The sequence below is a fragment of the Liquorilactobacillus mali KCTC 3596 = DSM 20444 genome (genome assembly GCF_000260415.1).
GTDB lineage: Bacteria > Bacillota > Bacilli > Lactobacillales > Lactobacillaceae > Liquorilactobacillus > Liquorilactobacillus mali.
The window spans coordinates 139,029-151,578 of the sequence record NZ_BACP01000026.1 but is presented as its reverse complement, the minus strand read 5'-3'; the positions used below and the strand labels follow the sequence as shown (position 1 = coordinate 151,578).

Genomic DNA, 12,550 nt, shown 5'->3' with positions numbered 1-12,550 from the left:
TGAAAAATAAATTCTGATATACTATTAAATTAAATTGATTGGCGAAAGGTGAGAGTATGAAGAATAAGAGAATCCCATGGAATCAGTATTTTATGATGCAGGCTGTTTTGCTATCTTTGCGTAGCACCTGTGAGAGACTTTCAGTTGGAGCAATCCTAGTGCGTGATAAGCGGGTTATTGCTGGTGGCTACAATGGCTCCGTTTCTGGTGATGAACACTGCATTGATCACGGATGCTATCTAGTGGATGGCCATTGTGTGCGAACGATTCATGCAGAGATGAATGCGGTATTGCAGTGTGCAAAATTTGGCGTCGCAACAGAGGGAGCGGAAGTTTACGTTACGGATTTTCCTTGTTTGCAGTGCACAAAAATGCTTTTGCAGTCTGGAATAAAAAAAATATATTATTTAAGGAATTATCACAATGATGCATATGCACTGAAGTTGATGAAATTAAAAAATGTTGAAGCTGAGCAAGTTAAACTTGATGCAGCCTATTTGCAAAAAGTAGCAACAGATTCCCTTTTTGAGAATATAAAGGAATTTGATTCATAGAAAATAATTCTTTTCTTTTTGCAATAACTGCAGTTGTACTCTGCTTTTTGAAATTTTCGTTTAATTGGATTGCTTTGGCAATTCTAGCAGTTCTTTTGCTAAGGATAGTTGCTCTTAGGAGTACACCTTTTTTTGTTGCATGGTTCCTTTTTGTGTCAGTTACACTATGTGTTTTTATTGCATGGCAAAGAAAGATGGACGCACGTTCTGTGATTAATGAGACAAAGATTACGGAACAGCATATGATTCTTTACCCCGATGATTTACAAATAAATGGGGATTTGCTTAAATTTTCAGCTTTTTGGATCGAAGGAAAGCAAAAAATACAATCTTTTTATATTTTTAAGTCAGAAAATGAAAGAAGACTGTTTCTTGATTATAAGGAAACCGCTATATTTTCTTTTACAGGGACAGTTAAGCAACCTGATGGACCAACTAATGAGAACCAATTTGACTATCAAAAATTTTTAAAAACAAAAAATATAGTGAACACAGTAAATATATCGGAGCTTGATGAAGGAAAGGATGATCAGTCTGAACTTAGTGGGGCATCTGCTGCTTTGGCACATGTTCATAATTTTCGTAAATATCTGCTAAATTATTTAGGACAAACATCTCAGCCGCTCGCCGGGTACAGCCAATTATTGTTACTTGGATATTATGATTCGGATTTTGGTGATCCAATCGAAATTATCAACAAATTGGGTTTATTATATCTTTTTAGCCTTTCAGGCATGCATGTTTTTTATATTATTTCGGTACTTAGATGGCTTTTTGCTAAACTATATTTATCAGACGAATTTTGCTCATGGTTTTTATTGGTAATACTGCCGCTATATACGATTCTTGGCGGACTTTCGGCTAGTTTATTACGTTCAGTGATGATGAGCTGGCTGATATTGTTCAGTCAAATATTTTTCAAAAAAACAATTTCAGGTATCACCGTTGAGTTGCTTGTTTTAATAATTAACTTATATTGGTGTCCTATGATTATATTCGCAATGGGTGCCCAATTGAGCTATTTGCTGACTTTTGTTTTAATCATGAATCGAAAAATTAGTCCAATTCGCTTAGGATTAAAATTAACGGCATATAGTATTCCGATTGTGTTATGGAATACTTATGAATGGAATTGGTTGACTACCATTCTATCAGTCGCGATAGTTCCCTTCTTCGAGTGGATAGTGATGCCAGCGGTTGTAATTGGTGCTGTGGTTCCTGTACTTGGAACTTTATGTAATGAAGTGCTGATAGTTTTTACTAAGGTATTATTTTTGTTTGGTTCTTGGCCGCTTACTTGGGATTACGGCAAACCACCATTGTTTTTCGTGGTTTTTTGGATTATTTTATTGTTCCTTTTAGAACAGAAAAAATATTCGGCGAAGGTATTAATTTGTCTAGGTACATCATTTATTTTTTGTGCATTAATGATTAGATTTCCACTGCAAGATCAGGTAATTTATTTCGATATTGGTCAAGGTGATAGTACATTGATTAGAGAAAGGTTTAACAAATGTATCACTTTGGTGGATACAGGAGGAAAAGTCACATTTAATAATGAAGAGTGGAAAAAGAGGACATCTAAGACGACAGGCGAAACTATTATTGCCAATTATCTGCTCAGTAAAGGTATTAGTAAAATCGATAATCTTTTTTTGACACATCAGGACACTGATCATGTTGGAAACTTTCCATCAATTACTCAAAAAATAAAAGTTGATCATTTGTTTGTTCCCGATGGAATGGAAGTACTGGATTCATTTCGGACTCGTTTGGCGGATTCTACTGTTGACACAAATAAAATATACCCAATTTCCACTGCTAAATCTGGTAAGATTGGAATTTTTAAAATTCTTCATCCTTTTATCAGAGGCGAAGGAACAAATGAAGATTCAATAACTTTGAATTTCAAATTAAGAAATACTACATTTATTATAAGTGGGGACTTAGCCCAAGCTGGTGAAAAAGAAATAATTAATCTCTTTAAAACAACACAAGCTGATATACTAAAAACTGGACACCATGGTAGTAAAACATCTACGTCTAAGGAATATGTAGATAAATTAAAACCAAAATTTGCGATAATTTCTGCTGGGCGTAATAATCGATATGGACACCCTAATTCAGAAACTATAAAAACTTTAAATGAATTTAATGTACCATATGTTAATACCGCGAGTGTTGGTATGGTTAAGATAGTACCCCAGGGACAGCGTAGGGCAATGATTGAAACTTTTTTAAAGGGAAATGGTGAAATAAGATGATGGTTAGCGAACTGTTTACAAGGATAGAAAAAAAACATTTTGACAATATTTATTTAATTCTTGGAAAAGAGGAATACATTCAGGAAAAAGTTGTCAAGGCATTTATAGAATGTATCCCTGAAGAGGAAAGAGCTATGAATATTAGTCAATATGATATGGAGGTTAATTTACTTACAGATGTTTTAGGCGATGCGCTTTCTGCTCCTTTTTTCGGTGAAAGAAAATTAATAATTATCAAGCGTCCTCTTTTTTTGACTGCTGAGAGTAAAAAAACAAAGTTAGATCAAAATGTGGATGAATTGGTAAATTATATAAAAAATCCTGAACCGCGGACAATTTTGTTATTTGTCGCTCCTTATGAAAAGCTCGATGAGCGCAAAAAGATAACAAAACAGTTATTAAAAAATGCAACTTTGGTCGAAAGCGGGTATGCTTCCGAAAATGATACCTTGCAGGAAGTCAAAAAAACTATTAGTCGGAATGGGTATACGATTGAAGCAAAAGCATATGAGTTATTGCAGATAAGAACTGAGGGAAAGTTATCATTAATTATGAATGAACTTCCTAAGCTTTTTTTACTGGCCTATAAAACAAAAGTTATTAATGAAGAAATGATAGATAGAATGGTCGCACGAACGTTAGAGCAAAATATTTTTGACCTAGGTAAGTTGGTATTAAGTAATAAAATAGCGGTTGCAATTGAAATGTATAATGACCTAATTGAGCAACATGAGGAACCATTAAAAATCAATGCGATTTTAATTGGTCAGGTTAGGTTACTATTACAGGTTCAAATATTGCAACAGCATGGCTATGCACAGGGAAATATTGCAAGTGCACTGAAGGTACACCCATACAGGGTTAAATTGGCCTTACAAAATAGCAGGAAATATTCAAGAAAAGCATTGAGTGAGAAATATGCAGGATTAGTAAAATTAGAAGAACAGATGAAGTCCTCGCAAAGAGATGCGGGAAAACTGTTTCAATTATTTATGTTAGGATACTTTTCAGAAAAAAATAATAAAAAAACGCATCTTCATTTCGAAGAGCGCTTTTTTATTATTTTGCTAAACGAGCTGCAAGACGTGACTTGTCACGAGCAGCTTTATTTGCTTTAATTAAACCTTTTGATTTAGCTTGGTCAACAGCCTTAACAGCTGCCTTATATAAATCTTCCACATTTTCGGCACCTGCTGTCTTAGAACTTTCGAACTTCTTAACAGCAGTACGCATTGAACTCAATTGAGAAGAATTACGGGCACTAGCTTTTTCATTAGTAACTACACGTTTAATAGCTGATTTGATAATTGGCAAAAATTTCACCTCCAACTTAACATGATTCCATACCGGTATCATAAAATATTCAACATAGTCTATTATACAAGAGCTTCGGTCACATTGCAATAAAAAAGTTAAAAAGTGTCAAGCAAATTTCCTTGACTTAATTTTATAGATTTTATGGTTGAAATTGATTCTTAAAGTGTGTATACTGTCTACTAGTGCTTAGCACAGACCCTAGACTCAGAGTGGCGATGCTCACCAACGCTATTCCGGGATAGTGGTATCTTAAATTATGGAAGGTGGGGAAACAACATGGCAATCTCAAAAGAAAAGAAAACAGAGATTATGCAAAAATATGCTCGTCACGAAGGTGACACAGGTTCTGCAGAAGTTCAAATTGCAGTTTTAACATTTGATATCAATGAACTTAACGATCATATTCGTTCACATAAAAAAGATTACGCATCACAACGTGGGTTGATGAAGAAAATCGGTCATCGTCGTAATTTGTTGGCATACTTGCGTGCAAATGATGTTCAACGTTACCGTGAATTGATCAAGAGCTTAGGCTTACGTCGTTAATTTACAGATAATAAGAATTCAGTTCTTATTCTAAAGAGGGTTTCCTTTGTCTTTTTTGTAGAGATTTTTGGAAACTTTCTTTTTTTGTATAAAAAAATGCAAAAATATTAACAAGAAATATTAATCAAATGATAAAATGATGAAAAATAAAATATAAGTATGCTTTATAAAAACGCAATTATTACATTAAATATGTTATAATTATGTTTCAATAAGAAAATAAAGAAGGTTTTTCATATGGACGGATATAATGTTGCTGTTGTGGGTGCAACAGGTGCTGTGGGCACTCGAATGATTCAAATGCTGGAAGAATCAAAGTTACCAATTGCTAGCGTTAAATACCTAGCTTCAAAACGATCAGCAGGGAAAGTTTTAAAATTCAAGGGTGCGGATGTAGTTGTCGAGGAACTTGTTCCAGATTCCTTTAATAACATAAATTTAGCACTCTTTTCCGCTGGTGGTGGAGTATCAAAAAAATTTGCTCCTGAAGCTGTAAAACGTGGGGCAGTGGTTGTTGATAATACAAGTGCTTTTCGGATGGAAGAGGGAGTTCCATTGGTTGTGCCAGAAGTCAATGAGGATGCTCTTTACAAGCACAAAGGATTGATTGCAAATCCTAATTGTTCTACAATTCAGATGGTAGTAGCTTTGGAACCATTACGTGAGGTTTACGGGCTTAAAAAAGTGATTGTTACAACTATGCAAGCTGTTTCTGGAGCAGGCAATCGTGCAATTCAAGAGCTGCATGACGAGACGCAAGCAATTCTTAATGGTGAAGAATATGAACCACAGGTGCTACCAGTGTCAGGCGATAAGAAACATTATCAGATTGCCTTCAATCCTCTTGCACAGATTGATGTTTTTGAAGATGACGGCTATTCTCACGAAGAATGGAAGATGATTCATGAGACAAAGAAGATTATGGCGGATCAAGACTTACAAGTTACAGCAACTTGTGTACGTGTACCAGTTGCTGTTGCTCATTCGGAAGCAGTATGGTTTGAATTGGAAAAAGATGGAGCTGATGTAGCAAAATTGCAATCCATTTTAAAGACTGCACCAGGAGTTGTACTCCAAGATGATCCAAAAAATCAAATTTATCCACAAGCTGTTAATGCAGAAGGGAAAAAGGATACATTTGTTGGAAGAATCAGGGCTGATAAAGAACAAGCTAATTCTTTCCATTTGTACTGTGTTTCTGATAATTTATTAAAGGGAGCTGCATGGAATTCTGTGCAAATAGCAGAAAGACTCCATGCACTTAATTTGATGAGAGTTCCAGACTAGGTAGGGGTTGAAATAATGAAATTTGATAATGCTGAAATTATTACAGCAATGGTTACACCTTTCGATGAAGGTGGACAGGTGAGTTATGAACGACTTGAAAAGTTGATTAATCATCTGTTGAATTCAGGGACAAAGGGCATTCTTGTTTCAGGAACAACTGGTGAGGCGCCCACATTGACTAGAGCTGAGAAAATTGAATTGATTAAAAAAACTGTAGAGTTTGTTAAGGGAAGGGTTCCGATAATTGCTGGAACAGGGTCCAACAGTACTGCGCAGACGATAGACTTTACCAATGAAGTTGCGAAGATTAAAGGTGTCGATGCCGTGTTAGTTGTCGTACCTTATTACAATAAACCTGATCAAAGAGGGATGATTGCTCACTTTACAGCGGTCGCTAAAGCAAGTCCATTACCAATAATCATCTATAATATTCCTGGCAGAACAGGCGTTACTATGGAAGTACCAACGATTGCGACCTTGGCAAAAAATGAAAATATTATTGGTATTAAGGACTGCACCGGAAACGTTAATTTAAGCCGAATTGTGGCTGAAACACCTGATGATTTTTTGACGTATACAGGCGAGGATGCAGATGCATTAGCAGCTAAAACTGTTGGTGCTAAAGGTGTGATTTCCGTTGCGGCTCATATCTTCGGTAATAAAATTGAAGAGATGTACACCTTAGTTGAACAAGGTAAATATAAGGCGGCTGGTTCAATAATGAGGGAATTAACTCCCAAGATAGCGGCTGTTTTTAGTGCACCATCTCCAAGCCCTGTAAAGGCAGTCCTCAATTATGAGGGAATTGAAGTAGGAGGCTGCAGACTCCCAATTTTAGAACTACCTGAGGATCGAGTTAAACAATTAGTAAAGACACTAAATATTTAAAAGAGAGGTGAAAGCATGAGTGATATAAAAATCATTCCGCTTGGCGGTGTACGTGAGAATGCAAAAAACATGTACGCTGTTGAGGTGAATGATGAGATATTTATTTTAGACTGTGGACTGAAGTATCCTGAAAATGGATTATTAGGAATTGATACGGTTATTCCAGACTTTAGCTTCCTAAGAGAGAATGCAAATAAAATTGTCGGTGTGTTTTTGACACACGGACATGCTGATGCAATTGGAGCTTTACCATATTTTTTGAGTGAATTTAATGTACCAGTTTTTGGAACCGAACTGACGATTGAATTAGCAAAAATTACGGTACATGACGAAGAAAAGACAAAGAAATTTGATGATTTCCATATTATTAATGATCAGACTGAAATCGATTTTGAAAACGCAACAGTTTCTTTTTTTAAGACTACACATTCTATTCCAGAATCTTGTGGAGTAGTTGTAAAAACAGAAAAGGGAAGCATTGTATATACTGGTGATTTTAAATTTGATCAAACTGCAACAAATGGATATCGTACGGATTTTGGAAGGCTTGCTGAAATTGGGAAAAGTGGGGTTTTAGCACTATTAAGCGACTCTGCAAATGCTGAAAATCCAAATGCACCAGTTGCAGAATACGAAATTTTTGAATTTATTAGTGAAAATTTTGAATATCGTAAAGGCAGAATTGTAGTCGCTTGTGTTGCATCCAACATAATGCGTGTGCAGCAAGTCTTTGATGCAGCCGCACAAAATGATCGCAAAATTATTTTGACCGGTCATGATGCCGAAGAGATAATTAATACTGCTTTGAGATTAGAAAAGCTGCATCTTCCAAATGACGAATTGTTAGTTCCACTTTCTGATATTGACAAAATTCCAGATGAAAATCTTGTGATTCTTGAGACTGGTCGTTCTGGTGAACCTTTGAAATCACTGCAGAAAATGGCTTTAGGGAAACATAAAAATATTTCGCTGAAAGAGGGAGATTTAGTTTTCATCACAACGACACCTTCACATGCTATGGAAACGGCAGTTGCCAAAACTAGAGATATGATTTATCGCGCAGGAGCGGATGTTAAAGCCATTTCAGATGAGTTAAATTCATCTGGCCACGCAAGCCGCAATGATTTGCAGTTGATGATGAATCTGCTTAAGCCGAAGTATGTTATTCCTGTTCAAGGCGAATATCGTCTATTGGCTGCTAACAGTAGATGTGCTCAAGAAATTGGTATTTCAAAGGATAATATTTTCATTACGTCTAAAGGTGATGTTATTGAATATGACCATGATAAGTTGTTGTTAGCTAGTTCAGTTGAGGTTGGTAACACTTTGATTGATGGAAGCGGCGTTGGCGACATAGGAAATATTGTTTTGCGTGATCGCAAGATTCTTTCGGAAGATGGTGTCTTCATTGCTGTGGTGACAATTGACAGGAGAAAGAAAAAAATTGTTGACAGTCCACAGATTACGTCGCGGGGTTTTGTTTATGTTAAAACAAGTCGTGATTTGATTTCAGAGAGTGCTACTATCGTAACTGAGGCTGTGCAAAAAAATTTGGATAACAAAGAATTTGACTGGGGGCATCTAAAACAAGATGTTCGAGACCAACTTAATCGTTTTTTGTATGAACATACAAAAAGGCATCCTGTCATTTTGCCAGTAATCATGGAGATCAATCAGCACAGGCATTTTTCGAAAAAAAAATAAAAGCAGTAGGAAAATAAAGGAAGGCTGTGCCTAGACACGAGTTTGGGGCAGTCTTTTTGTTTATTTCTAACCTGTATAGGAATTACGAAATTTTGTAATTTAAAGTTTTAATTTCTAAATACTTGGAAGCAATCAAATTTATTGTATTCTGTTTTATTTAGGAGGCGATCAGTATGGATGATAAAGAATATGAAATGAGTTTCTCAAGAGGCATTGCTTTTTTAGAGGATAAGAATTACAAAAAAGCTCAAAAACTACTGGCAGAGTGTTATTTGGAGAAAAAAAATTTCAGAACTAACTTTTTTTTGTTTCAAGCATGCTATGGGCAAAGCGATTTTAAAGAAGCAAGCAGGTTGGCTGATGAATATTTAATAGAATATTTGTCTGATAATAAGAAATTTGAATCTTTAATTTTGGCTAAAATGATGGCAGGAGATGTCATTGGAACTCACAAATTATACTTGCAAGTCAAAAAATATATGAATACTGCTGAAAAGAATCATTTTTTTGGATTGATAAAAAAAGAGGAAAGTAAAATTGAGTTGGAAAAAATGCAAGAGCTCAAAAAATCTTTACTTTACTGCGGGGCATTTTCAAAAATTCGTCAACGAAAAATTTTGCAAAAGAGCTATAACTTACCTTTAGATGATTTTAAGGAAACAGCACAAAAACTGTTATGTGATGAAAATGTTCATCAATTTGTTAAAGTAAGTATATTGGATGATTTGAGACAGCTTAATGATAACCGCGAAGCTCCATATCTCTTTATTGATGGCAAATTATATAAGATTAAACCTAGCGGACTTCATGTTTTTGAGGAAACAAAATTGTTCAGTAGTTTAAAACAGCAAATAATTTCTGAACAAAATGATAATAATGATTTGTTAAGATGGAATGAAATTAAGCTAAAGCTGAGCTTATTATATCCATTTGAAGAAAAAATCATCGGTAATTCTCAAAAATGGAAAGGACTGTTAATGTTAGAGAATATTCGAAACTATAGCATTGAGGAACAAGATTTAGCACGAAAACTTGAGGAATTACTGGTTGAATGGAGTGGTTAGTAGGTTAAATGTAGGTGAAACAAGCTTATTTTTGAATAACTATTTACAAATTACTTGTGTATCTATATAATAGCTTAAGAATTCTTCTTTGCAGGGTACTAAAAATGTTGGTATTTTTGCTTGGAAGTAGTATAATAAAACTTAAAGGATTATCAGCAAACTAATATTTGTTGCGGATTTTTCTTGCAAAACTACAGGAGGTTCGTATTAATGGCAAAAGAACATTACGAAAGAACAAAACCCCATGTAAACATCGGTACAATTGGACACGTTGATCATGGGAAAACAACTTTAACTGCTGCAATTTCAAAGGTTTTGGCTGACAAAGGTTTGGCTGAACAACAAGACTTTGCAACAATCGATGCAGCTCCAGAAGAGCGTGAGCGTGGTATTACAATCAATACTGCTCATATCGAATACGAGACAGAAAAGCGTCACTACGCTCATATTGATGCCCCAGGACATGCTGATTACGTTAAGAACATGATTACTGGTGCCGCTCAAATGGATGGTGCTATCCTTGTTGTTGCTGCAACAGATGGTCCTATGCCACAAACACGTGAACATATCTTACTTGCACGCCAGGTTGGTGTTGAATATCTTGTTGTCTTCTTAAACAAGTGTGATTTGGTTGATGATGAAGAATTGTTAGACTTAGTTGAGATGGAAGTTCGTGAATTATTAAGCGAATATGATTTCCCTGGTGATGATATTCCTGTTATCCGTGGTTCAGCTCTTAAAGCTCTTGAAGGTGATCCAGAGGCTGTTGCTAAGATTGAAGAATTGATGGATACAGTTGATGAATATATCCCAACTCCAGTTCGTCCTACAGACAAACCATTCTTGATGCCTGTTGAAGATGTATTTACGATTACTGGTCGTGGTACTGTTGCTTCTGGTCGTATTGATCGTGGTGTTGTTAAAGTTGGTGACGAAGTTGAAATCGTTGGATTAAGAGATGCACCATTAAAGACAACTATTACTGGCCTTGAAATGTTCCGTAAGACTCTTGATGAAGGTGAAGCTGGAGATAACGTTGGTGCGTTACTTCGTGGTATTAACCGTGATCAAATCGAACGTGGACAAGTTCTTGCAGCTCCTGGTTCTATCGAGACTCATAAGAAGTTCAAGGGTGAAGTTTATGTCTTGAGCAAGGAAGAAGGAGGACGTCATACTCCATTCTTCTCAAATTATCGTCCTCAATTCTACTTCCATACAACTGATGTTACGGGTGTTATCGAATTACCAGAAGGTGTAGAAATGGTTATGCCTGGTGATAACGTTACATTTACAGTTGAATTGATCGCTCCAGTTGCTATCGAAAAAGGTCTTAAATTCACAGTTCGTGAAGGTGGACGTACTGTTGGTGCTGGTGTTGTTTCAGAAATTGACGATTAATTTTTGTGAAAAAAACTCGGAAAAATCCGAGTTTTTTTTTTAGAAAAATAACTTAACAATAAAATAAATAGTATGTAAAGCTTTTTTTGGTGTAATTGTTTACAATTTGATGTAACTAAGGTACACTGATTTAGTATGCAATTGTTAAATTGGTTGTACAAAATTATTGTGCGGAGGGAAAATAATGTCTGCAAAATGGGAAAAACAAAGTGGAAATACAGGAAAGTTAACTTTCGAAATTTCACAAGATAAAATTAAAGAGGGCTTAGATGTAGCCTTCAATCGTGTAAAAAAAGATTTAAATGTTCCAGGATTCCGTAAGGGTAAGGTTCCTCGTCAGATTTTTAACAGAATGTATGGTGAAGAAGCACTTTATCAAGAAGCTTTGAATGTTTTATTGCAAGATGCATATTCTGATGCTGTAAATGAAACAAAAATTAAACCAGTTGGTCAACCAAATGTTGATGTTGAAAGCCTTGAAAAGGGTAAACCATGGGTGTTGACAGCTGAGGTTTCAGTTGAGCCAGAAGTTGAAGTCGGGGATTATAAGGGCCTTGAAGTTACACCACATTCAACACGAGTTCTTGTTGGGGATATTGAAGCAAAATTAGAAGAATTACGTCAACAACAAGCTGAACTTGTACTTAAAGAAGACGAAGCTGCTGAAAAAGGCGATACTGTTGTTATTGATTTTGAAGGTAAAGTTGATGGCGTTGCTTTTGACGGTGGTAAGGCAGAAAACCATTCTCTTGAATTGGGTTCAAATTCCTTTATTCCAGGATTTGAAGATCAGTTAGTTGGTCATAAATCTGGAGAAGATATAACTGTTACAGTTACATTCCCAGAAGATTATCAAGCCGAAGATTTGCAGGGTAAAGAAGCAGTTTTTGATGTTAAGATTCATGAAGTTAAGTCTAAGCAACTTCCAGAATTAGACGATGATTTTGCTAAGGATGTTGACGAAGAAGTCGATACCTTGGAAGAATTAAAGGCTAAGATCAAAGAAGAATTAAAAGAACAAAAAGTTGCTGATGCAAAATCGAAGATTCAAGATGAAGCTATTGACATTGCTGTAAATAACTCAAAAATTGGCGATATCCCAGCAGAAATGATTGAAGACGATGTTCATCGTCAAATTGACCAATATATGGCGGGGATGCAACAGCAAGGTATTACTCCAGAGATGTACTACAAGATTACAGGTACTTCAGAGGATGACTTGCACAAGCAGTTTGAAAAAGATTCTGAGAAACGTGTAAAGACTAACTTAGTTCTTGAGGCTATTGTGGCCAAAGAAGACATCGAAATTAGTGACAAAGAAGTTGCTAAAGAGATTAAACAGTTGGCAGAACAATACGGTATGGAAGAATCTGCAGTACGTTCATCATTAAGTGATGAAATGTTAAAACATGATATTGCAGTGCGCAAAGTGGTTGAAGAAATTACTGATTCTGCTAAGCAAACTCGTGAAAAAAAAGAAACAAAGGGTAAGTAATTTTTTACGAATTATACATGATTAGCAAGGGGC

General features: G+C 35.6%; 11 protein-coding genes. 10 read left to right on the top strand and 1 reads right to left on the bottom strand.

The annotated features are described in order from the left end of the window. The first annotated feature begins 56 nt into the window (after nt 1-56). From GSM_RS04430 to holA, 3 genes are read left to right on the top strand one after another with little or no spacing between them, the layout of a single operon-like run. Nucleotides 57-554 (top strand): ComE operon protein 2, encoded by a 498-nt coding sequence (locus GSM_RS04430; protein ID WP_003689835.1) that lies wholly within the window; start codon nt 57-59, stop codon nt 552-554. Nucleotides 555-601: 47 nt separating this feature from the next. Then, complete coding sequence (locus tag GSM_RS04425) at nt 602-2,818, top strand: DNA internalization-related competence protein ComEC/Rec2 (RefSeq protein WP_003689836.1); 2,217 nt, start codon at nt 602-604, stop codon at nt 2,816-2,818. Beyond that, nucleotides 2,815-3,936, top strand: a complete 1,122-nt coding sequence (holA, locus tag GSM_RS04420) for a DNA polymerase III subunit delta (RefSeq protein WP_235720341.1) — start codon at nt 2,815-2,817, stop codon at nt 3,934-3,936. Before GSM_RS04425 ends, holA begins: the two co-directional genes overlap by 4 nt. Here holA and rpsT read toward each other — a convergent pair. Beyond that, on the bottom strand, nt 3,878-4,132 hold the full coding sequence (rpsT, locus tag GSM_RS04415) for a 30S ribosomal protein S20 (RefSeq protein ID WP_003689840.1): 255 nt from the start codon (nt 4,130-4,132) through the stop codon (nt 3,878-3,880). The genes holA and rpsT overlap by 59 nt on opposite strands. Before the next feature lie 279 nt (nt 4,133-4,411). Here rpsT and rpsO point away from each other — a divergent pair, with 279 nt between their 5' ends. The 7 genes from rpsO to tig all read left to right on the top strand — a co-directional run bounded on the left by rpsO (nt 4,412) and on the right by tig (nt 12,517). After that, a complete protein-coding gene (gene rpsO, locus GSM_RS04410; RefSeq protein ID WP_003689842.1) occupies nt 4,412-4,681 on the top strand; it encodes a 30S ribosomal protein S15 in 270 nt (89 codons plus the stop codon). Nucleotides 4,682-4,918: 237 nt separating this feature from the next. After that, nucleotides 4,919-5,968, top strand: coding sequence for an aspartate-semialdehyde dehydrogenase (locus GSM_RS04405; RefSeq protein ID WP_003689844.1), 1,050 nt, complete (start codon nt 4,919-4,921; stop codon nt 5,966-5,968). Between the two features lie 15 nt (nt 5,969-5,983). After that, nucleotides 5,984-6,856, top strand: coding sequence for a 4-hydroxy-tetrahydrodipicolinate synthase (dapA, locus tag GSM_RS04400; RefSeq protein ID WP_010077843.1), 873 nt, complete (start codon nt 5,984-5,986; stop codon nt 6,854-6,856). A gap of 15 nt (nt 6,857-6,871) precedes the next feature. Beyond that, nucleotides 6,872-8,560 (top strand): ribonuclease J, encoded by a 1,689-nt coding sequence (locus GSM_RS04395; RefSeq protein WP_003689856.1) that lies wholly within the window; start codon nt 6,872-6,874, stop codon nt 8,558-8,560. A gap of 173 nt (nt 8,561-8,733) precedes the next feature. After that, on the top strand, nt 8,734-9,624 hold the full coding sequence (locus tag GSM_RS04390; protein ID WP_003689858.1) for a hypothetical protein: 891 nt from the start codon (nt 8,734-8,736) through the stop codon (nt 9,622-9,624). Between the two features lie 210 nt (nt 9,625-9,834). Further along, on the top strand, nt 9,835-11,022 hold the full coding sequence (gene tuf, locus GSM_RS04385; RefSeq protein WP_003689860.1) for an elongation factor Tu: 1,188 nt from the start codon (nt 9,835-9,837) through the stop codon (nt 11,020-11,022). Nucleotides 11,023-11,206: 184 nt separating this feature from the next. Continuing rightward, the gene (gene tig / locus GSM_RS04380) at nt 11,207-12,517 is read left to right on the top strand and encodes a trigger factor (protein WP_003689862.1); all 1,311 of its coding nucleotides are present in this window, start codon (nt 11,207-11,209) and stop codon (nt 12,515-12,517) included. Nucleotides 12,518-12,550 lie beyond the last annotated feature (33 nt).

Excerpts from the sequence above, each read along its gene's own strand:
- GSM_RS04430 (WP_003689835.1), top strand. The coding sequence starts at position 57 with ATGAAGAATAAGAGAATCCCATGGAATCAGTATTTTATGATGCAGGCT.
- holA (WP_235720341.1), top strand. The coding sequence starts at position 2,815 with ATGATGGTTAGCGAACTGTTTACAAGGATAGAAAAAAAACATTTTGAC.
- rpsO (WP_003689842.1), top strand. The coding sequence starts at position 4,412 with ATGGCAATCTCAAAAGAAAAGAAAACAGAGATTATGCAAAAATATGCT.
- GSM_RS04405 (WP_003689844.1), top strand. The coding sequence starts at position 4,919 with ATGGACGGATATAATGTTGCTGTTGTGGGTGCAACAGGTGCTGTGGGC.
- dapA (WP_010077843.1), top strand. The coding sequence starts at position 5,984 with ATGAAATTTGATAATGCTGAAATTATTACAGCAATGGTTACACCTTTC.
- GSM_RS04395 (WP_003689856.1), top strand. The coding sequence starts at position 6,872 with ATGAGTGATATAAAAATCATTCCGCTTGGCGGTGTACGTGAGAATGCA.
- GSM_RS04390 (WP_003689858.1), top strand. The coding sequence starts at position 8,734 with ATGGATGATAAAGAATATGAAATGAGTTTCTCAAGAGGCATTGCTTTT.
- tuf (WP_003689860.1), top strand. The coding sequence starts at position 9,835 with ATGGCAAAAGAACATTACGAAAGAACAAAACCCCATGTAAACATCGGT.
- tig (WP_003689862.1), top strand. The coding sequence starts at position 11,207 with ATGTCTGCAAAATGGGAAAAACAAAGTGGAAATACAGGAAAGTTAACT.